Source organism: Achromobacter sp. NPDC058515 (genome assembly GCF_042721735.1).
Lineage (GTDB): Bacteria > Pseudomonadota > Gammaproteobacteria > Burkholderiales > Burkholderiaceae_B > Achromobacter.
Genome location: NZ_JBHXNI010000002.1, coordinates 454,197 through 474,363, shown reverse-complemented (window position 1 = coordinate 474,363; position 20,167 = coordinate 454,197). Strand labels below are relative to the sequence as shown.

At 67.2% G+C, this 20,167-nt stretch carries 19 protein-coding genes; 10 read left to right on the top strand and 9 right to left on the bottom strand.

Annotation, left to right across the window (positions count from 1 at the left end; all coding sequences use genetic code 11):
* Nucleotides 1-123: 123 nt before the first annotated feature.
* The 9 genes from ACFWP0_RS05405 to ACFWP0_RS05365 form a co-directional block, all read right to left on the bottom strand.
* Nucleotides 124-918, bottom strand: coding sequence for an NRDE family protein (locus ACFWP0_RS05405; RefSeq protein WP_377840249.1), 795 nt, complete (start codon nucleotides 916-918; stop codon nucleotides 124-126).
* 3 nt (nucleotides 919-921) lie between these two features.
* Nucleotides 922-2,901, bottom strand: coding sequence for an FUSC family protein (locus ACFWP0_RS05400; protein WP_377840248.1), 1,980 nt, complete (start codon nucleotides 2,899-2,901; stop codon nucleotides 922-924).
* A gap of 24 nt (nucleotides 2,902-2,925) precedes the next feature.
* Nucleotides 2,926-3,408: a YbaK/prolyl-tRNA synthetase associated domain-containing protein gene (locus ACFWP0_RS05395; RefSeq protein WP_377840246.1), complete on the bottom strand. Its 483-nt coding sequence runs from the start codon at nucleotides 3,406-3,408 to the stop codon at nucleotides 2,926-2,928.
* Between the two features lie 72 nt (nucleotides 3,409-3,480).
* On the bottom strand, nucleotides 3,481-4,206 hold the full coding sequence (locus tag ACFWP0_RS05390; RefSeq protein WP_377840244.1) for a DNA-binding response regulator: 726 nt from the start codon (nucleotides 4,204-4,206) through the stop codon (nucleotides 3,481-3,483).
* 192 nt (nucleotides 4,207-4,398) lie between these two features.
* Complete coding sequence (locus ACFWP0_RS05385) at nucleotides 4,399-5,868, bottom strand: efflux transporter outer membrane subunit (protein WP_377840242.1); 1,470 nt, start codon at nucleotides 5,866-5,868, stop codon at nucleotides 4,399-4,401.
* Between the two features lie 6 nt (nucleotides 5,869-5,874).
* Nucleotides 5,875-7,020, bottom strand: a complete 1,146-nt coding sequence (locus ACFWP0_RS05380) for an ABC transporter permease (protein ID WP_377840241.1) — start codon at nucleotides 7,018-7,020, stop codon at nucleotides 5,875-5,877.
* The gene (locus ACFWP0_RS05375) at nucleotides 7,017-7,964 is read right to left on the bottom strand and encodes an ABC transporter ATP-binding protein (protein ID WP_377840239.1); all 948 of its coding nucleotides are present in this window, start codon (nucleotides 7,962-7,964) and stop codon (nucleotides 7,017-7,019) included. Before ACFWP0_RS05375 ends, ACFWP0_RS05380 begins: the two co-directional genes overlap by 4 nt.
* Entirely contained in the window at nucleotides 7,961-8,920 is a 960-nt protein-coding gene (locus ACFWP0_RS05370; RefSeq protein ID WP_377840237.1) for an HlyD family secretion protein, read from the bottom strand. Before ACFWP0_RS05370 ends, ACFWP0_RS05375 begins: the two co-directional genes overlap by 4 nt.
* 2 nt (nucleotides 8,921-8,922) lie before the next feature.
* Complete coding sequence (locus tag ACFWP0_RS05365; RefSeq protein ID WP_377840235.1) at nucleotides 8,923-9,642, bottom strand: TetR/AcrR family transcriptional regulator; 720 nt, start codon at nucleotides 9,640-9,642, stop codon at nucleotides 8,923-8,925.
* A 164-nt stretch (nucleotides 9,643-9,806) separates the two neighbouring features.
* On the opposite strand from ACFWP0_RS05365, the gene ACFWP0_RS05360 reads away from it, so the two are divergent.
* The 10 genes from ACFWP0_RS05360 to ACFWP0_RS05315 all read left to right on the top strand — a co-directional run bounded on the left by ACFWP0_RS05360 (nucleotide 9,807) and on the right by ACFWP0_RS05315 (nucleotide 20,157).
* On the top strand, nucleotides 9,807-10,856 hold the full coding sequence (locus ACFWP0_RS05360; RefSeq protein WP_377840233.1) for an NADP-dependent oxidoreductase: 1,050 nt from the start codon (nucleotides 9,807-9,809) through the stop codon (nucleotides 10,854-10,856).
* Nucleotides 10,853-11,533 carry a type 1 glutamine amidotransferase domain-containing protein gene (locus ACFWP0_RS05355; protein ID WP_377840231.1) on the top strand — a complete coding sequence of 227 codons (681 nt, stop codon included), beginning with the start codon at nucleotides 10,853-10,855 and terminating at the stop codon, nucleotides 11,531-11,533. Before ACFWP0_RS05360 ends, ACFWP0_RS05355 begins: the two co-directional genes overlap by 4 nt.
* A gap of 74 nt (nucleotides 11,534-11,607) precedes the next feature.
* Nucleotides 11,608-12,207, top strand: coding sequence for an HD-GYP domain-containing protein (locus ACFWP0_RS05350; protein WP_377840229.1), 600 nt, complete (start codon nucleotides 11,608-11,610; stop codon nucleotides 12,205-12,207).
* 233 nt (nucleotides 12,208-12,440) lie between these two features.
* Complete coding sequence (locus ACFWP0_RS05345; protein WP_377840227.1) at nucleotides 12,441-14,486, top strand: type VI secretion system Vgr family protein; 2,046 nt, start codon at nucleotides 12,441-12,443, stop codon at nucleotides 14,484-14,486.
* A 2-nt stretch (nucleotides 14,487-14,488) separates the two neighbouring features.
* Complete coding sequence (locus tag ACFWP0_RS05340; protein ID WP_377840225.1) at nucleotides 14,489-15,061, top strand: DUF4123 domain-containing protein; 573 nt, start codon at nucleotides 14,489-14,491, stop codon at nucleotides 15,059-15,061.
* Nucleotides 15,061-15,903: a hypothetical protein gene (locus ACFWP0_RS05335; RefSeq protein WP_377840224.1), complete on the top strand. Its 843-nt coding sequence runs from the start codon at nucleotides 15,061-15,063 to the stop codon at nucleotides 15,901-15,903. Before ACFWP0_RS05340 ends, ACFWP0_RS05335 begins: the two co-directional genes overlap by 1 nt.
* The gene (locus ACFWP0_RS05330) at nucleotides 15,893-17,809 is read left to right on the top strand and encodes a hypothetical protein (RefSeq protein ID WP_377840222.1); all 1,917 of its coding nucleotides are present in this window, start codon (nucleotides 15,893-15,895) and stop codon (nucleotides 17,807-17,809) included. The genes ACFWP0_RS05335 and ACFWP0_RS05330 overlap by 11 nt, the downstream gene beginning before the upstream one ends.
* A complete protein-coding gene (locus ACFWP0_RS05325; protein ID WP_377840220.1) occupies nucleotides 17,799-18,734 on the top strand; it encodes a hypothetical protein in 936 nt (311 codons plus the stop codon). The genes ACFWP0_RS05330 and ACFWP0_RS05325 overlap by 11 nt, the downstream gene beginning before the upstream one ends.
* Nucleotides 18,735-18,753: 19 nt before the next feature.
* Nucleotides 18,754-19,020, top strand: a complete 267-nt coding sequence (locus ACFWP0_RS05320) for a PAAR domain-containing protein (RefSeq protein WP_377840219.1) — start codon at nucleotides 18,754-18,756, stop codon at nucleotides 19,018-19,020.
* Between the two features lie 51 nt (nucleotides 19,021-19,071).
* The gene (locus tag ACFWP0_RS05315; protein ID WP_377840218.1) at nucleotides 19,072-20,157 is read left to right on the top strand and encodes a hypothetical protein; all 1,086 of its coding nucleotides are present in this window, start codon (nucleotides 19,072-19,074) and stop codon (nucleotides 20,155-20,157) included.
* Nucleotides 20,158-20,167: the final 10 nt, after the last annotated feature.

Below are 20,167 nucleotides of genomic sequence, written 5' to 3'. Positions count from 1 at the left end.
CGGCGGCATGCCGGGCCAATCATCGCCGGACGAGGACAAGACGGGCGACAAGCCGTTCGACCCGGAGGCGCGCGCGGAGTTCGCGCCCGCGCGTCTCGGATATCAACCGATTGTTTCAGGCGCTTATCGCAGCGTATCGCCGTCGCTCGCGGCGCGCCAGGAAAACGTCAGCCGGCTTTCGCCGCTGACCGCGCCGTCCGGCGCAAAGCGCCTTTCATCCAGCTGTCCGGCGCCGTCCGCGCGCAGCGCCAGCACGCTGGAGCTGCGGGTGCCGTAGTTCGGGCTGACGATGAACGGGCTGCTCAAGAGCCTTTCGCGGTCCAGGGGCAGGCCGGTGGCCGGCAGGTCGGCGTCGTCCGCGGGGTTGGGGTCCGCCAGCGCCGCAAACAGCGCGGTCAGGTCGGGCTGCGGACCGTTTTGCAGCTCCGCCGCGAATGCCGCTTTGGTGCGCGCCAGCTTGGGCCAGGGCGTGTCCAGCAGATGGTTGGACAGCGCGTAGACGCCGGGCGCAAGCGCTTGCGGCCCGCCGTTGCGGTTGCTCAGGTACCAGGCCTCGCGGGTGTCGCCCACGATCAGGTTGAAGCCGTTGTAGGCCTGGTCCGTCCGGTGCACGTCCGCCAGGTACGCCTGCGGGCTCATGGCGCCCCGCAGGAAGTCTTCCACCAGCGCGCCGCGCGAGGGCGCGGGATCCAGATGCCTGCCCGGCTCGCGGAAGTTGGTCACCAGCGCATAGCGGCCCCGCGCCGTCGCGCCCATCCAGGTGCCGCCGGCCAGGCCGTCGCGTCCGGCGTAGATATCGGGGGCGTCGGCCCATTGCGCGGCGGGCAGGGTGGGGCGCTCGTGGAATTCGTCGCGATTGGCGGCTATCAGCACGGGGATGCCCGGCAGGGCGTGCAGGGCCAGTACGGCAAGACACATGGTTCAGACCTGGTTGACAGTGGTTGTGGGAGTGGCGCGGCCTGGCGCGGCCGCAAAGTCGGGACCGGCGAGGGTGGCGCGCAGGGTTTCGATTTCGGCGGCCACATCCCGCAGCGCGGGCGTCGGCGCTGCGATGGCGTCCGCCGGCATCGGCGCGCCGTGTTCGACGGCCGCCGCGATGCCAGCCAGGGCGCCGGCCAGCTGGGCCACTTGCGCGGCGGTGGGCGCGGGCTGCCCGGCGGGCAGCGACCAGGCGGTGTCCGAGATCGCGTTGGCCACGCGTTCCAGCGCCACTTCCACCGGCCACCAGGCCAGCGCGCGGCGGCTGACCAGCCGCGGTTCGGACAGCCCGCGCTGCAGCGCGATGCGCAGGTCGGACAGGCGCGCATAGGCGCGCGCGCGCAGGTCGTGCCGGCTGGCCGGATCGGCCTGGAAGACCGTGTTCAGGTAGGCGGCCAGCGTGGACATGGCGGCGGATACCGCATGGTCCAGGTTGCTGCGTTCGATGCGGATCCACGGCAGGTAGCCCACCAGCAGCACGATGGCCGCCGCCACGCCCACGTCCACCAGGCGCGCCAGCGCGATGGGCCAGCTGCCCGGCTGCAGGGCGCCGATCAGCAGCATGAGTATGGGCAGCAGAATGGCCGAGAACAGCCCATAGTTGCGCCGTATCGACCACGGCAGCAGCGACGCCAGCGCCGCGACCGTCAGCAGGCTGGCGATGCCGCCCCGGTCCAGCGCCAGCACGGTTGCGCTGATCGCCACCCCGACCACGCTGCCCGCGCAGCTTTGCAGCGCGCGCGCAAAGACCGAACCGAAGTTGGGCTTGAACACCACCACCACGATCAGCGGCACCCAGTACGAACGCGGCAGCGAGGCCGCCAGCGCCACGGCTTCCGCGGCCGCCAGGCACAGGCCCAGGCGCAGCAGATAGCGCACGGTGGTGGGACCGGGCCGGTACGTGCGCGCCAGCACGCGCCACGGCGTGCGCGGGCGCGCCGGCTTCAAGGTGGCGAAAACGTCCGCTTCGGACGGCTTGGCGCCGTCCAGCAGGGGCTGCGCCTGCGCCAGCGCATCCGCCAGTTCCGGCATGCCGGCCTGGCGCAGCGCGGCGATGTCGTCGCGCGCGTCCGGCTCGGCGTCGTTCTCGACGCGGTCGGCCAGATGGTTCATGACGCGGGCGCATTCGGCGGGCAGCACGCGCCCGGCGCGCGCCAGCTCCAGCGCGGCATTGGTGAGCGGCGTGCAGGCCTGCAACTGCGCGGCCAGCCGCGCAAGCCGGGGCGACGGGCCCGCCGCGCGGCCTCTTGCCGCCAGCACGGTGTCGTACGCGCTGGTCATGGCCGCTTCCATGTCGCGGCGCGCAATCATGATGCGGGAGGTGCCGGTGGCCGCGAACATCGCGGCCAGCTTGCGGTAGGCCTGCGCCACCGCCGCGCGCTCGGGCGCGATGGGGTTGACGATCCATCCGGTCAGGGTGAGCGTCAGGCCGAACAGGCCGCCCGCGCCCACCAGGACCGGGGGCAGCCAGGCCGGCAGGGTGGGGGTCAGGCTCGACCCCACGATTACGTACGTGGCAAATTGCAGCGTGGCCACGGCGGCGATGTTGTTGAACGTGCCGACCAGGCTGGCCGCCAGCACCATCAGCATCATCGCGGCCGAGGTCCACAAGCCGTGGCCCGCCGCCAGGTTGCCCAGCAGATAGCCCAGCGCGCCGCCGAACACCGTGGAGCCGATGGAGAGCGCGCGGTTGCGGTACGGCCCGCCGTTGTCGCCCGTGATGGCGGGCAGCGCGCCCAGGGCCACCAGCGCGGCGGCCGCGCTCTGGTCCAGCGCCATGCCCACGGCCGACGGCAGCCCGATGGCCAGGGCCGCGCGCAGCATCACCCAAGGGCTGACGGGCGAGGGCTCCATGTGCGTCAGGCTCATCAGCCAGCGCATGTTGGAGCTGCGCGCGCCGGGCGTCATCGAAGGGCGGGACACGGTGGCCTCATGGGGCGTGGGCGTTCAGGCCTTGGTCAGCGGCGCCTCTTCGGGCGCCGCCAGGCGGAAGTAGTCTTCCGTGTTCAGCAGGATGGATGCGTCCAGGCGGCCGGCGTTGAACACGATTTCATCGTGGCGGTCGCGCAGGCTGGGGTCGGCCAGCAGGAACAGCTCGGGGTTGAAGGTAAAGGGCGGAATCGCGCCGATCTCGCAGCCGGTGAGTTCGCGCGCCAGGTCCTGAGAGGCCAGCGACGCCTTCTTGCCGCCCGCCGCGCGCGCGATGGCGTCCAGGTCGGCCTGCTTGTCGGCCGGAAACACGGCCAGCACGTTCTTGCGCAGGTTCGACGAGATCTTCACGCGGCAGACCAGCGCCTTGGCGCCCTGGCTGACCGCGGTGCCGCGTATGGCGGCGACCTCGACGGAGCGGCCGGCCGCGGGGTGTTCGAGCAGGCGGTAGCGGGCCTGGTGCTGGGCAAGTAGGGCTTGCAGGCGTTCAAAGACTTCCATGGGAGGCAGCGGCGGGTGAGGGCAGGGGCGGGCGCCGGGATTCGGCCCCGTACGCCGCATGATACGCCCGCGCTAGATCTCCCCGGTGAAGGCATAGCCCCAGCCCCAGACGGTGCGGATCGGCAGCTCCACGTTCACGTCCTGCGCCTTGCGCCGCAGGCGGCTGACGACGACGTCCGTGCGGCGGATGGATTCGCGGCCCGAATGCGGGTCGATGCCGGGCGAGTCGCCGCGGGGCAGGCGCTTGTCGGTGGAGGACGTCAGCTTGAGCAGGAATTCGCGCTCGGCCTGGGTCAGCGACAGGCGCGTGCCCTGCGGGCTGACCAGCGTCCACGCGGCATCGAGGAACTGCCATTTTCCCGTGGGCTCGGCGACCGGCGGCAGCGGCGCCGCGCGCGGTTCGGCCTCGGCTGCGGCGCGGCGGCCGGCGGCGGGCACTCGGCGCACCAGCGCCTGCAGCGCCGCCGCGATCTCGGCGGTGGCGACTTCCGGCGGGAAGCAGGCGTCGGCGCCGCAATGCAGGCCAAGGATGCGGTTGTCGGGGGAATCGAAAGTGGACACGGCGACGATGCCGGCGGTGGTATCCATGGCGCGCAGACCTGCGACGGCCATGCAAAGATCGGAAAATTCGGCTTCCATCACGAGCAACGGGGTGCGGCGGGCCTGGAACAGGCGGAACAGTCCGTTGGAGTCTTCGCACCTGCGGGGCGAAAATCCCATTCCGGCCAATTCGTCGCTGCGGCGTACGCGCTGGCCGGCGTCGGGCGAGAAGACGATCAGGTCTAGTAAGTCATTCATGAATCGTTGTGGGCATCTGTGCAGCTATAGCGCTTGCATGATGCATCGGATACAACGATTTCCCAAACCTCGCTCAACGACACTTTCTTACCCGAATTCTCAGACATGGCCGGGCGGGCCGCGCTGCGCGGCGTGTTGGCGGGCGGCGCTTCGGCGCCAAGATGGTGCGCGGCCGCGCGCGCCGGGGCGGGCCTATGGAGGCGGCGCGGCGGCTTCGTTCCACCAGCCGCCGCCCAGCGCCTGTAACAGCGCCGCGGTGTCGGTGTAGCGCGCCGCCTCGGCCGCCGTGCGCGATATGCGCGTCTGCAATAGCTGGCGCTGGCTGTCCAGCAGGCTCAGGTGGCTGATGCCGCCCGCCTGGTAGCGGCCGGCGGCGATGCGGCCGGCTTCATCGGCTCGCCGCCAGGCCTCGTCATAGGCGTCGAATGCGTCGCCGTCCGTCTGCACGGCGCGCAAGGCGTCGGCCACCTGCCGGAAACCGTCCAGGACCGTCTGCTGATAGGCCGCGGCGGCCGCGTCGTAGGCCGCCTCGGCCGAGCGCTTGCGCGCGCGCAATTCCCCGCCGTGAAACAGCGGCTGCACCAGGCCCAGGCCCAGGTTCCAGACGTTCACCCCGTCGGCCAGCTCGCCCGCGCCGGTGCGCTGCGAGCCGAAGCTGGCGGTCAGCGTGAATTGCGGATACAGGTTGGCCGCTGCCACGCCCACATCGGCCGACGCCTTGCGCCACAGGGCCTCGGCGGCAAGGATGTCGGGCCGCTGGCGCGTCAGCGCCGACGGCACGCCCGTGGGGACGTCGGCGGGCAGGGTCAGGTCGGCCAGCCGCAGCGGTGCCGATGGCAGCGCGGCGGGCGGCACGCCCAGGTAGGTGGCGAGCTGATGCGTCACCTGCGCCAGCTGGTAGTCCAGCGGCGGCACGGTGGCGCGGGTCTGCGCGACCAGCAGCTCCTGGTTGCGCAGGTCGGCCAGCGCGATGCCGCCCGCGTCCAGGCGCTGGCGCATGATGTCCTGTTGGCGGGTCTGCGCCGCCAGCAGTTCGCGCGTGGCGGCCAGCCGCTCGCTCAGGTCGGCCTGGCGGATGGCCGCCGTGACGACGTTGGCCGCCAGCGACATGCGGGCGGCTTGCAGTTCGTGCGCCTGGTAGTCCACCTGCGCGGCCAGCCCCTCCAGCACGCGCCGATTGCCGCCGAACACGTCCAGCGTGTAGGACACGTCGATGGAGGCGTTGTAGAGCGTGAAGGGCGGGGGCTGCTCGGCCAGCGGCACGCCGAAGGCGGCGGGGTCCACCTTTTGCCTGGCCACGGAGAGATTGCCGTCCACCGACGGCAGCAGGCGCCCGCCGGTTTCGGCGTTCAGGTCCTCCTGGGCCTGGCGCAGCCGGGCGCGCGCCTGTTCCAGCGTGGGGCTGGCGGCAAGCGCCTGCCGCACCAGCTGGTCCAGCGCGTCGCAATGGAACAGCCGCCACCACTCGGCCGGGATGTCCCTGTCCGGCAGGAACCGCTGCGCGCCATCGGACGGCCCGGTGTTCGCCTGTGCCGTGTAGGACGCCACGTCCGGCGCCGCCGGCGATTGGAAGTCCGGGCCGACGGCGCAGCCCGAAACCAGCGCGCACAGCGCCATCGTGGCCAGGGAAAGCGGGGCGGGCAGGCGGGCAGGGCTGGGCATGGCGGGTCAGTCCAAGGTGCGGCGGTAGAACTTCACGGCGGCGGTCATGACGACCACGGTGAACAGCAGCAGCGGCCAGATGCTGGGCCACAGGTCCCACCAGCCGTTGCCCTTGAGCAGGATGCCGCGGATCAGGCGGTTGAAATGGGTCAGCGGCAGCAGGTTGCCCAGGTACTGCGCCCACATCGGCATGCCCTGGAACGGGAACATGAACCCCGACAGCAGCATGTTGGGCAGGAAATAGAACATGGTCAGCTGCATGGCCTGCAGTTGGTTCTGGGCCAGCGACGACAGCGTGATGCCCACGGTCAGGTTGGCGGCCACGAACAGCAGCGCGGCCAGGTACACGGACAGCAGGCTGCCCATGATCGGCACATGGAAGACGAAGTGCGCGGCCAGCAGGATGATGGTCGCCTGGATCAGGCCGATGGCGATGTACGGCACGATCTTGCCCGTCATCACCTCGATCGGGCGCACCGGCATCGCCAGCAGGTTTTCCATCGTGCCCCGCTCGCGCTCGCGCGTCATGGCCAGGCCCGTCATCATCACCAGCGTCATCGTCAGGATCACGCCCATCAGCCCCGGCACGGTGTTGTATTGCGAGATCTGCTCTTCGTTGTAGAGCTGGTGCACGCGCACGTCGAACGGCGGCTGGCCGCCCGCCAGGCCCGCCAGGGGGCCGGTCAGGTCCTTTTGCGCCACGGCCTGCGTCAGTTGCGTGGCCGCGCCGATGGCCATGCCGGTCGCCATGGGGTCGGTGGCGTCGGCCTCGATCAGCAGGGCCGGGCGTTCGCCGCGCAGCAGCCGGCGCGTGAAGTCCGGCGGTATCGTCACCACGAACAGCACCCGGCCCTGGGCCAGCGCGGCGCGCCCGGCTTCCTCGTTGTCCAGCTCCTCGGTGATATGGAAGTAGTCCGAGGACTTCATCGCGGCGATGAAGCTGCGCGTGAACGGGCTGTGGTCGGCCGTGATGACGGCGGTGGGCATCTGCCGGGGATCGGTGTTGATGGCGTAGCCGAACAGCGCGAGCTGCATGATGGGCAGGCCCACGATCATGCCGAAGGTGATGCGGTCGCGGCGCAGCTGCAGGAACTCCTTGAGCACCATGCTCCACCAGCGCGACCAGGAAAAGCCCTGCGGGCGCTGCGTCATGGCGGGCTCGCGAAGTTGTCGGTGGAGCGGTTCATCAGGTAGATGAAGACGTCCTCCAGGCTGGTGTCGATGCGCTCCAGCCGCAGGTCCTGGCCTTCGATGGCGCTTCTGAGGGTGCGCTCGAGCAGCGCCGCGTCCTGCCCGCTGATGTGCAGCGCGGAACCGAAGGCTACCGTCTGGTCCACGCCCGGCGCGCCGCGCAGGCGCTGGCCCAGCGGCACCAGGTTGTGGCCATGGATGGCCCAGGTAGTCAGGCGCTGTTCCGCGATCACCTCGTCGGCCGTGCCCTGCGTGAGCAGCTTGCCGTAGGAGATATAGGCCAGCTTGTGGCAGCGTTCGGCCTCGTCCATGTAGTGCGTGCTGACCAGCACCGAAATGCCGCGCGCGGCCAGCTCGTGCAGCTGCTCCCAGAAGTCGCGCCGGGCGGTGGGGTCCACGCCGGCGGTGGGTTCGTCCAGCAGCAATAGCCGCGGCTGGTGCAGCAGGCAGGCGGCCAGCGCCAGGCGCTGCTTCCAGCCGCCCGACAGCGAGCCCGTCAACTGCCCGGCCCGGCTGTGCAGCCCCAGCTCTTGCAGCGCGCGGTCCACGGTCTCCTTGCGCTGCGGCATGCCATACATGCGGGCCACGAAGTCCAGGTTCTCGCGGATGGTCAGGTCGTCCCAGTACGAGAACTTCTGGGTCATGTAGCCCACGTGCCGCTTGATCTGCGCGCTGTCGCGCACGATGTCGTAGCCCAGGCAGGTGCCGCTCCCGGAATCCGGCGTCAACAGGCCGCACATGAGGCGGATGCAGGTGGTCTTGCCGCTGCCGTTGGGGCCCAGGAAGCCGAAGATCTCGCCCTCGCGCACTTGCAGAGACACGTCGTTGACGACATGCTTGTCGCCAAAGTGCTTGTTCAGGCCGCGGACGTCGATGACGTTGTTGCCGGTGGCGGGCGCGCTCATTGCAGCGTGGCCTCCACCGGCTGGCCCGGATGCAGCCGGGCCGCCGCCTCGGGCGCGGGCCGGGCTTCCACCATGTAGACCAGCTTGCTGCGGCTTTCGCGGCTGTAGATGACCGGCGGCGTGTACTCGGCCTGGTCCGACACGTAGTCGATGCGCACGGGTATCGGATCGCCGCAGCCGTCGCAGCGCAGCATGGCCTGCTGCCCGACCTTCAGCGATCCCACCACCGTTTCCGGCACAAAGAAGCGTACCTTGACGTTGCCCGGCGGCAGCAGGCTCACGACCGGGCTGCCCGCCGGCACCCATTCGCCCACCCGGTACATCGTGTCGAACACCTGCCCGGCGGCCGGCGCGGCCAGGCGTTTTTGCGCCAGCGTCCATTCCGCCTGCGCCAGCGCGGCGCGGGCGGCCTCCACCTGGGCAGCCTGCGCGCGCCGCTGCTCGTCTCGGCCGGGAAGCCGGGTCACCTCCAACTGGGCCTTCAGCTCGCGCACCCGCGCCGCGTCCGATTGCGCCTGTTCGCGGCTGTCGTCCAGCTGCGAGCGCGCGATGCCGCCGATGCGGAACTGCGCGCTGTCGCGCTGCAGCTGCGCGGCGGAGCGGCGGCTGGCGGCTTGCGCCTGCGCCAGCTGGGCGCGGCTTACGTCGACCTCGGGCGGGCGCTTGCCGGTGGCGATGTCTTCGAGCTGCGCGTTGGCAGCCGCCAACTCCGCGCTGGCCTGGTCGCGCGCGGCGGCTTCGCGCGTGGCTTCCAGCGCGTACAGGGGCGCCTCGGCGCCGACCTGCTGGCCGCGCCGCACCGTCAGCGCGTCCAGGCGGCCGGCTTCGGACGAGGCTACGTAGACGTACTCGCCCTCCACATATCCCTGGTAGAAGGCCTGGTCGCTATTGCCGCAGCCCGCCAGCAACAGCAGGGCCAGGACCGGGACGGCGGGCAGGGGGCGTAGGGTGCGCATGGTCAGCGTCCTGAGGGCGGGTCTTGGGGCGGGCCGGGCGGCGCGAACAGGCCGCCCGTCAGCATGGCGATGGCGTGGGCCGCGATCGCCTCGTTGTCGATGGACTGCGCCACGGGATCGCCCTGCCAGATGCGCCGCCACAAATTGGAGGTGGCCAGCGGCAGCAGGGTCAGGCCCAGGATGGAAAGAAACACCAGCCGCGGTTCGACGCCCGGCGTAATGGCGCCGCGCCGCTGGCATTCGGCGATCAGGCCCGCAAACGCCTGCAGCCTGTCCGAAGGCAGATGGCGCAGCACGCGTTCGCGCAGTTGCCCGCCTTCATTGACGACTTCGTGCATCCACAGCGAGGGCAGCCAGGGCCGGTCGGTCGCGCTTTGCACCAGCCGCGTCACGATCTCGGTGATGAAGCCGCGCGCGGCCGCCGCCGGGTCCGGCTGGGGCTCCGCTGCCAGCGGCACCGGCGCCCAGACAAAACCGATGACCGGCACGATGCGCTCCAGCACCACCGCGTCGATGAGCTGGTCGCGGCTCTTGAAGTAGTAGTGCACCATCGCCGGCGTGACGCCCGCGCGCTGCGCGATGTTGGCGATGGTGGTGGCGGCCACGCCCTGCGCGGCGAACAGGCCGGTGGCCAGATCCAGCAGGCTGGCGCGGACGGCGGCGTTTTCCGGGCGCGGCGGGCGTCCGGGGCGGCGGGGGGCGGGCGGGGGCACGGGACACATGCGGCCCATTCTAATTAAGGACTTAATTAATTAAAAGGGGGGCGACCATCAGGGTTACAACCTGGGGGCGCAGGCAACGATGGTGTAATGGGCCCGTTCCCCCACATCGCCACCCGGGTATTGCCCGCAAGGCCCGGGCGGCTTCCTGAAGGAGGCTGGACGCAATGCCGCAATCGTCTTTGATCAACCGCCGTATCGTGCTTGCCGCGCGCCCGCACGGCGAGCCCGCAGACAGCGATTTCCGCCTGGAAACGGCCGAGGTGCCGCAGCCGGGCCCAGGCCAGGTCCTGTTGCGCACGGTGTACCTGTCGCTCGACCCCTATATGCGCGGCCGCATGAGCGACGCGCCGTCCTATGCCGAGCCCGTGCAGATCGGCCAGCCCATGGTGGGCGGCACCGTCACGCGGGTCGAGGCCTCCAATCACCCGCAGTACCAGCCCGGCGAATGGGTGCTGGCGCAGTCCGGCTGGCAGGACTATGCGGTGTCCGACGGCGCGGGCCTGCTGCGCCTGGGGCCCGATCCCCAGCATCCGTCCTATTCGCTGGGCGTGCTGGGCATGCCGGGCTTTACCGGCTACATGGGCCTCCTGGATATTGGCCAGCCCAAGGCCGGCGAGACCGTGGTGGTGGCGGCGGCCAGCGGCGCGGTGGGCGCCGTGGTGGGCCAGATCGCCAAGATCCACGGCTGCAAGGTCGTGGGCATCGCGGGCGGCGCGGACAAGTGCCGCTACGTGGTCGACGAACTGGGCTTTGACGACTGCCTGGACCACAAGGCGCCGGACCTGCCCGGGCGCCTGGCCCGCGCCGTGCCGCAAGGCATCGACGTGTACTTCGAGAACGTGGGCGGCGCCGTCTTCGATGCGGTGCTGCCGCTGCTGAACCCGCGCGCCCGCGTGCCGGTGTGCGGCCTGATCTCGGCCTACAACGCCACCAGCCAGCCCGAGGGGCCGGACCGCCTGGCGCTGCTGATGCGCACCATCCTGACCAAGCGGCTGAAGATGCAGGGCTTCATCATCTTCAACGAATACGCGCACCGCTATGGCGAATTCCGCGAAGCGATGGAAGGCCTGATCAAGGAAGGCCGGATCAAGTACCGCGAAGACGTGGTGGACGGCCTGGAGAATGCCCCGCGCGGGCTGATCGGGCTGCTCAAGGGCGAGAATGCCGGCAAACGCATCGTGCGGGTCGGCCCTGACGAACGGAGCGCAACATGAACATCCTGATCGTGCTGACTTCCCACGACACCTTGGGCGATACGGGCCGCAAGACGGGCTTCTGGCTCGAGGAGTTCGCGGCGCCGTACTACGCCTTCGTCGACGCCGGGGCCAAGGTCACGCTGGCGTCGCCCCACGGCGGCCAACCACCGCTGGACCCCAAGAGCGACGACCCCGATGCGCAGACCGACGACACGCGCCGCTTCCGGCAGGACGCGGATGCGCAGCGCCAGCTTGCGTCCACGCGCCGGCTGGCCGAGATGCAGCCCGCCGACTATGACGCCGTGTTCTACCCCGGCGGCCACGGGCCGCTGTGGGACCTGGCCGAGGACGACAAGTCCATCGCCCTGATCGAGACCATGCTGGCGGCGGGCAAGCCCGTATCGGCCGTGTGCCACGCGCCGGGCGTGCTGCGCCACACCAAGACCGCCGATGGCAAGCCGCTGGTGCAGGGCAGGCAGGTCACGGGTTTTTCCAATGCGGAAGAAGCCGCCGTGCAGTTGACCGACGTGGTGCCGTTCCTGGTTGAAGACGAGCTCAAGAAACTGGGAGGCCTTTACACCAGCGGCCCGGACTGGCAGTCGCATGTGGTCAGCGACGGCCTCCTGATCACGGGCCAGAATCCGGCCTCGTCGGTAGGGGTGGCGCAAGCCCTGCTGGAGCGCCTGAAGCACTGAAGGGGCATGTGTCAGAATTGCGCCTTTCCGACACCCGCGCGCCGTTCCGCCGCAACGGCGCGCATGATTTCCCGATGCCTCCCGACGTACCCGAATTTCCCGAAGGTTCCTGCGAGGCGGCGCTGTTCGCCGCCATGCAGGCGCGTGACCCGGCCACCGGCCGGCATTGCAAACGAGTCGTCGCCCTGAGCGTTGCATTGGCCCGGGCCTGCGGCCTGCCGGAAGGCGAGCAAGCAGCCGTGGCCGTGGCCGCAAGACTGCACGACGTGGGCAAGATCGGCACGCCCGACCGCGTGCTGTATTCCCCCAAGCGCCTGGACAAGGACGACTGGGAAATCATGAAGGCGCACGCCGCGGCCGGCGCAGACATCATCATGCATAGCGCCATGCCGCAGCGCGAGCTGATCGCGCAGGCGGTGCGCCATCATCACGAACATTACGACGGCTCCGGCTATCCGGCCGGCCTGTCCGGGCACGACATCCCGCTCCATTCGCGCATCATCTCGCTGGCGGATTCCTACGACGCGCTGGGCGACGCGCGGCCCTACCACCCGGCGCGCACGCACGCGGCGATCATGCGCATCCTGAACCAGGAAGCGGGATCGAAGTGCGATCCCGACCTGCTGCGCGTGTTTGAAGCGATGATCGCGGACAGTCCGCTGCGCGTGCCTTAGGCGGCGTATCCCTGGAATCCACCGCACTCAAGGGCGTTGCGATACAAAAAATCGGACTTGTCTAATATCTTCAATGCGAGGTCGACGACTAAAGTCCGTCCGTGCCCACGGCATGCATTGAAAAACTGGAAATCCGAAGGGCCCGGCTACCGACTGCCAAGACCATTGATACACGCGAGGGTTGCGAGCTGAACGCTGGAGGCAGGGGCTCATAATCGCCGGGAGCAAGCTCCGTGCCTGTCCAATCCGATTTGCGCTTTACCTTCGACCTGCTCGGCGGCCCAAACCCCGACACGCTTGAAGTCGTCGAGTTCACCCTTGAAGAGGGCCTGTCCGAGACCTTCCTGCTTAGCGTGGATCTGGCCAGCGCCAATCTCTCTATCGACTTTGGCCTGGTGCTTGACTGCCCCGCGCGTCTAGTCATCTGGCACGGCGAGCAGCCGGTGCGATACTGCCACGGCATTGTCACGTCCTTTGTCCAGACTGACACCGGTTTTCGCCGCACGCGTTACCGGGCCGTGCTTGAGCCGCGCTTGGCGCGGTTGAAGCTCAGTTCGGACTGGCGCATCTACCAGACGCTTACCGTGCCGCAGATTGCGCACGCGGTGCTCAAGGAACACGGCCTGGCTCCTGACTACGAGCAGCGGGCCACCACCGATCATCTTGTTCGCGAGTACTGCGTGCAGGCAGGCGACAGCGACTACGACTTCGTCGAGCGCATCCTGCGCGAGGAAGGCTTCTTCTACGCGTTCCACCATACCGCCGAGGGTCACCGGCTGATCCATGGGGACCGTCTTTACATCCATGGCCAGCTGGATGGCGAGCCCGTGCTGTACAACCCCATGCCCGGCGGCGATCAGCCGCAGCCGGCGCTGCGCAGCTTCGCCTATGCCGAGAACGTGCGTACTGCCCGTCAGAGCCTGCGCGACTACACCTTCAAGAATCCTCGCTATACGCACGAGCGCACGCTTGATGGCGCTGGCCTGGAGCGCCAGGGGGCGCAATACGAGCGCTACGACTATCCGGCCCGTGCCAAGCGCGACGAGGCTGGCGAGCCTTTCGCCGAGAGCCGCCTGCGAGGACATCGGCGAGATGCGCGCACCGCTCGGGTGCAGGGCGATGACCCTCGCCTGCAGCCGGGCATCGCCTTCAAGCTTGTCGGCCATCCGCGCGAGGACATGAACCGCGGGTGGCGTCCAGTGCGGCTTGTGCACAGCGGCGTGCAGCACACCAGCCTGGCGGAAGACAGCGCTGACGCACAGCAGGGCACCCATTACCGCTACACTGCCGACCTCGTCCCCGACGAGGCGGAATGGCGCGCCGACCCGCTGCCCCGGCCACGCATTGACGGACCGCAGACCGCGGTGGTGGTCGGCCCGCCCGGGGAAGAGATATACACCGACGAATACGCCCGGGTAAAAGTCCAATTCGCCTGGGACCGCCAGGGCAAGTACGACGAGCACAGTTCCTGCTGGATCCGCGTGGCGCAGAATTGGGCCGGCGCGACGTGGGGGCACATGGCGATTCCGCGTGTCGGCCAGGAAGTGATCGTCGGCAACTATGATGGCGACCCGGACCAGCCGGTCATCATCGGCCGTACCTACAACGCCTTGCAGCGCCCGCCCTACGAGCTGCCGCGTCACAAGACGCGAATGACCATCAAGAGCGACACCCACAAGGGCCAAGGCTACAACGAACTGCGTTTTGAGGACGAGGCCGGCCAGGAGGAAATCTACGTCCACGCCCAAAAGGACCAGAACATCAAGGTCAATCACGACGAAACGCGCAGCGTCGGCAATGACCAGACGATCGGCGTGGGGCGCGACCGGACCAAGAACATCGGCCAGGACGAATCGAATTCGACCGGCCGTGACCGGAAGGAACATATCCGGCAAGACGTCTTCAGCACCATTGACCGAAACGAGATCCGCAAGATTGGCAACTCGCAACGGGAAGAGATCGCCTCAAGCCGCCAGGTCCGGATCGGCGAGAACGACACGCTCGTGATTGAAGGCGTGCAGTCCATCGAGGCCAAGACATCGCAGCGCACCCTGACCCGCGACTACGTGCTGCAGGGCACCGACCGCGTCCTGATCCGGGGGCCGGGCGGCAAGGTCCTCATCGATGCCGGCGGCATCACCTTGGACGCGGTAAACATCTTGCTCAAGGGCAACGTGAAGGTCATGGCGCCTGGCGCCAATCAGGTGCGGGCGATCGAGTCGGCAATACGGGAAGGGTCGCCCCTGGTCGAAGAGTGCCCGCTGGACAAGGGGGGCTGACCGTGAGCCTGCAGCAGATTCTTTCCGACCGCGGCATCGAGTCCGCCAACGCCGAGGCAAGCAAGTACTGCCTGGCTGAAATGTCCGCGCATCCAGATCTTTGCGCCCGTCTGGAGTTCCATGGGGTGCCGCATCGTTCCCTATGGCGGCTGGAGCAGCCTAGCGCACTCGAACGGCACGCTCCTTGCCTGTTCCCGAGCGTCGCGGGGAGCGAGTTCGACAACTGGCTGGGCAGCGTGCTGGATGCACTGCCCTTGAGCGTCGTGTTCACCCGCCTGCCCATCGAACGCCTGGCGTCGCATTTGCGCCGGTTCATCAAGTTCCAGGACGATGACGGCCGGTACTTCTTGCGCTTGGGCGCCCCGGCTGCCTTGCGGCTCTACCTGGGCTCCATCGCCCAAGAGGCGAGCACGGTTGCCAGATGGTTTGGCCATCAAGGCGTTGAATCGCTTTACCTGCACGATCCGGGCATCGCGCTGGCTTTGCGCGTGCAGCCCCTGTTCGAGCAAGGCTGGAACAGCGCTGGCCGCGAAGGTTGTCTCGTCTGGCGCGATGCGCTGCCACGGGGGGCGTGATGGCCTTGCTATCGATCAACAGGGAACTCCTGGCAAGCGCTGCGGCGCGCGAGGCCGACCGCCAGCTTGTTCGATACATCCGCGAGACGCTGGCGCCCATCTTGCCGCGCCTGCCGACACGGCCCGATTTGGTTGCGCCCTTCGTACATGAGGCAGGCCAGGCTGCCGTCTTGGCAGGATACGGCGCAGGCCGGTCGTACAGCTTTCATGTGATGGCGGATCTGCTGCTTGGGCCGCGCTGGCAAGCCGAGCCGCAATATTCCCGGATAGCACGGATTCTGGACGATCCGGGAATGGCGCAGGACACGCGGCTGACTCTGGCGATGAATGCGGTCATCGAGGCGCGCCAGGAACTGGAAGCCGCTTTGCCCGCAATGCTGGACGCCGCGCTCGCGACCCTGGCAATCCACTGGGAGGCGCTGTCGCCGCGCGATACGTGGAATGCGCTCTTCCAGATGGCCAGGGCGCGCGGAGTGCGCCACCACGATATACGCGCCTTGTTCGATGTCTACGAGGCCGGATTCCGGGCCGGCAATGGCTTGCGCCCGAGCCGGAGCCACCCTGTCAGCGGATACGCCATTCTGGGCTACGAGGCATTGGGCAGGCCGATACCGCCTCCCGATGACGACTTCCGCGACTACACGCCGCGCCTGGCGGTCGCGTTCAACGCCCAAGTCCTGCTCGCGCAGCTGTACGGGCTTTTTCACCGCGACAACGCGCTGCTTTCCGACCTGCGCCGCATCGCGGCAGATACCAGCAATCTTGGCGAGCATCAGGCCGAGTTGACCCACTTCCTTCGCTCGCACCGGCGGGCGTTGACGGAGCTTCCCGATGGCCGATGACGCATTGACCGCCAGCTACCACGCATTGGCTCGCGACTCCAGCAGCGGAGCGCTGCCGCAGCCGCAGAGGACCTGCACCGAATGCACGGTTCCTGGGCCGATTTTCTCCCTAAATCCGGATGGGGGCGCGCGCGATGCCGACCTGGAGCTGGGCATCCCGTCGGGCGGCGAGGCCGCAACGTACGAATGGTTCACGAACAACCCGTGGATACGCGATAAGGAAAAGAACTACCGCGATACGTTCCTGATGCGGGTGCTGCACCGCTTTGGCGAGGACCAGGGCGAAGCGCGCCTTGCGGAGCTTTACGCGTTTCTCGCGGTGCAGGAGTACGAAATTGCCTGCCTGGATGATGGAATAGCCGAGGATACCTTAACCCCCTTGATGCTCAAGGATCTTGGCGATCGGAGGAGGGCCTCCGACTGGCGGGTTTTCGACATGCATCGCAACTTCGTGTTTGCCAGGGGGAAGCTTTACTACCTGACGTTCGAGTCGGTGAAGTACACCCGAGTGTCAACGTTAGGGCACGACGAGGACAACAACACAATCAGTATGTACGCTTGGGACCGCCCGACAGGCCTGTTTTCCGTCGAGAAGGCGGCCAAGCAGTTGGCTGAGAACTTCCAACGCGCCAAGACCAATGTCCGCATATGGGAGATCATCAAGGACCTGTTTTTGGTTGCCACCGCGGTGCTGTCTTTCATTCCCGCCGTGTCTGCCGCGCGCGGCGTCGTCGCCGCGGTGCGGTATACGTTAGTCGCGGTAGACCGGGCGCTAGCGATGGATGCCCTGGTCGACGGCACGAGCCGCATGATCACGGGCGAAGGCCTCAGCATTGGCGAGCAGTTCTTCGAGTCGCTGGCGGCGCTCAAGGACCCCAAGAATGCCGAAGAGCGCGGCAAGCAGGTCTTCATGGGCATCAACCTGGCCATGCTTACGCCGACTCTCTTCGGGACTGCGCGCTGGGTGTTCCGAAGGATCAGGGGCAGGGGGGCCGTGCCGCTGGATACCGCGAAGCTGGACGAAGAGGATTTGAGGAGGATAGCCGGGAACAGGCAAGGCGAGCCGATGGCGCTGGAAACGGTCGTGAAAGTCGAGGACCACGGCCAGGATGGTTCCAAGATCAGCGTGCGGGAGCGCCATTCGCCGGATACGAACAAGAGCCAGGTGGTCGTCGAGGCGGATACCGGCCGCGCCGATTTTGCCGTGATTGCCGACAGCTTGCGGCAACGGATCGCCTGGCAGATCCAATTGCTGGCGGATGCCAGAAAGGGCAGAGGCCTGCGGAACGTGCTTGGCGACGCGGGCGAAGAGATTTTCGCGGCAGGCATGGTCAAGCATTGGGGCGTCAGGCCTGAGAACATCCTGGGTTACAACATCAACCCTAGAGGCATTAGCCGGTTTGGCTTGAAGAACAAGAGCGGGCACGGACTTGATGTCTTGCTAAGGGTGCCGCCGCCGCCAGAAATGGAGATACGCGTGCCGACGGAGGATGCGCGGCATTACATTGACGGCGTGCACGGCGAGGCTTCGCAGACGAGGGTGCTGAGATTTACGGACGAGACGCTGCTGGTGGTGGAGGTCAAGGCGACCATGGGAAGGGAGAGGACGCCTGGGTTCTATGCGGGAACGCAGGGGCAAGGAGGTGAACGCAATACCAAAAGGGTGGCGGACTTGGCTCAACGGAACCGTGGCATCTGGTCGCCAGCGAATGTACCGGACCCTGATGCGGGGAGGAAATTGGCGGCCATAAGAGCGGCCCGGGCGTCCGGGAACATTGAATATATGCACGTACAGGTATTTCTCAACAATGAAGGAAAGATCAACCCCCTGGCAGGGAGAGGTGTGGGCCAGGGGTCAGGAATTCAATTAAACGACTGGCCAGGAACAAACAAGAATGCCGATTAAGAAATCGAAATTGCGATTGGACCGGGTGCTTGGGGACGTTGACAAATGGGCCACAGACATTTGGCCACCCTACGGGTGGCTTGACAAATACTTGGCGGGCGAGCCTGAGAGGCCCGGTCTGGCCGCGGATGATTTGTACGCGTTTGGGATGCAGAAGTGTGCTCAAAGCCTGTTGGATGTAAAACAGGGCGACTTGGTTGATGCGATTGGGAATATGGCATCAGGCTTCGCGCGACGGGCGGTTGCCAAATCAGTCATCATTGAAGGACTAAAGGGAACCAGGCGCATCGCGATTGGAGACCTGGATGGATTTTCAAATTTGATGTTCGGCTGCATTGCAACAGGGCGTCCGGATGTTGCGAAGGTGCTCTACGGTGCTGTTGTCGCCGGACTCGGCGGAGGTTATGGCGTCAATGATGGCCACAATTTGGAAATTGGCACCACGCTGCGGTACGCAGGATTCGGGATGAGCATCATCAGCGATTGGCTCGAGCGTCCCCTGGATCTGGACAAGCACGCCTTGCCTCGCGATCCAGCATGGGGGCCTTTGGTTTCCTTATGGCGTGATCCCGATCCCGGCACGCTCCTGGCCGCTCTGCTATCCGCTTGCGATACCCATGTGGAACGCATCGGGCTGACCGAGCGCGAATGCGATTCGGGGAACTTTGAATTCGATACGCCTTTGCAGGCCGTCCATCCTACTGAAATCCTGGCGGTACTGCGCTTGCGCGACCTGCTCGGCCTGCCAAACCCTGCCCAAATCGATCATCCCCTGATGCAGACCCCGTATGCGCGAATCACCTGCCTGCCGGAATTCCTGACGTCCCGCAACCATCGCGACGAGCTGCTGGAACGGTTCCTCGACACTGTGCGCAGGCGCGATCCTGGCGTCTTGCCGCCAGGGCTGCAGCGTACAGGCTCTTAATCGCCAAAGGAGTTTTTCCATGTCGCAAGGTGCAATACGGTTGGGAGACAGGCACTCGGGCGGCGGCGTCATGATCGAGGCGAGTGGCTTTCCCGTTAATGGAGCCGCGCAATGCCTGATCGGCGACAAAGCCGTATGCCCGGCACACAAGGGCACGTTTCCCCTGGTGGAAGGAGGAAGCATGGGCGCCATCCACAATGGGCGTCCCATGGCGTTTGAGCCGGCACGGCTTGCTTGCGGCTGCAGCGTCGCGTCTTCTTGCGTGGGCCAATATGCAAGGGTGTAGGCCGGCCTGATCGCCGTGGGCGCCGCAGTCAGCGCATATAGGAACGACATTATGCAGAACAATGGCCAGCATCCCATTCTTGACCGGCACGCCCACTTGCGGGCAGCAGCGGACGACGCGGGATTCGAATGCCTGGACAGCAACTGGCGGGGCTTGTCGGCAACGTATCGTTTTCGATGCCGTGAAGGCCACCTGTTTCAACGGACCCTGCAAACCTTCGGCAACGCGCGCGAGACAAAATGCCCCGAATGCGTTGCCGAGGCGAATTTAGGACGCCTGAGCGAAAGAGGCCTCGAATGTGGGGTGCGATGCCTCGAGCCGCGCTGGTTGGGATGGAACACTCCCCATCGTTTCCAATGCGAGGCGGGGCATGCTTGGAGCCGCAGCGGACAAAAGGCCCTGAATCATGTCGGTTGCGCCGCCTGCGGCCGCGAAGCCGGCTACCAGCGCAAGCGGAATAACGTCCTGGAGCGGCTTCATCAGCTTGCCGCTGCGCGTGGAGGCTGCTGTTTGAGCACGACAAGCGCCGCTGGACAGAGGATATTTCGATTCCGCTGTTCCGAAGGTCATGAATGGGATGCGGCTGGCAGTGACGTGCTGCGCCGGACCTGGTGCCCTTCCTGCGCCCGGTTACGCAAGGTGCAGGGCTATCGCCATAAAGACGGCCTGGAGCGTCTGCGGCGCAAGGCTGCCGAGCACGGCGGCCAATGCCTGTCGGATACCTATGGGGGCGTTGAGGAATTCCACCGCTTCCGCTGTGCGCACGGTCACGAGTGGTCGACAACGGGCGGAAAGATCCTCCTGGGCAACTGGTGCGGCGCTTGCGCCAATGACCGCAAGCGCCTTGGAATTGAGGCGGCGCAGGCTGCGGCAATTGAGCGGGGAGGCCAATGCCTTTCGACCGTCTACCGGAATACCTCCACGAAACTACGTTGGCTGTGCCATCGTGGCCATGAGTGGCATGCGGGGCTCGCTTCCATCAGGGCCGGTCACTGGTGCCCGCAATGCGCCCATATGGCAAGGATTATCAACGCCGGCTCCTTGGCCTGGATGCGGTATCGGGTCGCGGGGCGGGGATTCGCGGAGGACGCGCTTGACCTGCGCAAACCGCGTAAGCATCTACCCCAGGCGGAATGACAACAGGGCT

Excerpts from the sequence above, each read along its gene's own strand:
- ACFWP0_RS05405 (WP_377840249.1), bottom strand. The coding sequence starts at position 918 with ATGTGTCTTGCCGTACTGGCCCTGCACGCCCTGCCGGGCATCCCCGTG.
- ACFWP0_RS05395 (WP_377840246.1), bottom strand. The coding sequence starts at position 3,408 with ATGGAAGTCTTTGAACGCCTGCAAGCCCTACTTGCCCAGCACCAGGCC.
- ACFWP0_RS05390 (WP_377840244.1), bottom strand. The coding sequence starts at position 4,206 with ATGAATGACTTACTAGACCTGATCGTCTTCTCGCCCGACGCCGGCCAG.
- ACFWP0_RS05385 (WP_377840242.1), bottom strand. The coding sequence starts at position 5,868 with ATGCCCAGCCCTGCCCGCCTGCCCGCCCCGCTTTCCCTGGCCACGATG.
- ACFWP0_RS05380 (WP_377840241.1), bottom strand. The coding sequence starts at position 7,020 with ATGACGCAGCGCCCGCAGGGCTTTTCCTGGTCGCGCTGGTGGAGCATG.
- ACFWP0_RS05375 (WP_377840239.1), bottom strand. The coding sequence starts at position 7,964 with ATGAGCGCGCCCGCCACCGGCAACAACGTCATCGACGTCCGCGGCCTG.
- ACFWP0_RS05370 (WP_377840237.1), bottom strand. The coding sequence starts at position 8,920 with ATGCGCACCCTACGCCCCCTGCCCGCCGTCCCGGTCCTGGCCCTGCTG.
- ACFWP0_RS05365 (WP_377840235.1), bottom strand. The coding sequence starts at position 9,642 with ATGTGTCCCGTGCCCCCGCCCGCCCCCCGCCGCCCCGGACGCCCGCCG.
- ACFWP0_RS05360 (WP_377840233.1), top strand. The coding sequence starts at position 9,807 with ATGCCGCAATCGTCTTTGATCAACCGCCGTATCGTGCTTGCCGCGCGC.
- ACFWP0_RS05355 (WP_377840231.1), top strand. The coding sequence starts at position 10,853 with ATGAACATCCTGATCGTGCTGACTTCCCACGACACCTTGGGCGATACG.
- ACFWP0_RS05350 (WP_377840229.1), top strand. The coding sequence starts at position 11,608 with ATGCCTCCCGACGTACCCGAATTTCCCGAAGGTTCCTGCGAGGCGGCG.
- ACFWP0_RS05335 (WP_377840224.1), top strand. The coding sequence starts at position 15,061 with ATGGCCTTGCTATCGATCAACAGGGAACTCCTGGCAAGCGCTGCGGCG.
- ACFWP0_RS05330 (WP_377840222.1), top strand. The coding sequence starts at position 15,893 with ATGGCCGATGACGCATTGACCGCCAGCTACCACGCATTGGCTCGCGAC.
- ACFWP0_RS05325 (WP_377840220.1), top strand. The coding sequence starts at position 17,799 with ATGCCGATTAAGAAATCGAAATTGCGATTGGACCGGGTGCTTGGGGAC.
- ACFWP0_RS05320 (WP_377840219.1), top strand. The coding sequence starts at position 18,754 with ATGTCGCAAGGTGCAATACGGTTGGGAGACAGGCACTCGGGCGGCGGC.
- ACFWP0_RS05315 (WP_377840218.1), top strand. The coding sequence starts at position 19,072 with ATGCAGAACAATGGCCAGCATCCCATTCTTGACCGGCACGCCCACTTG.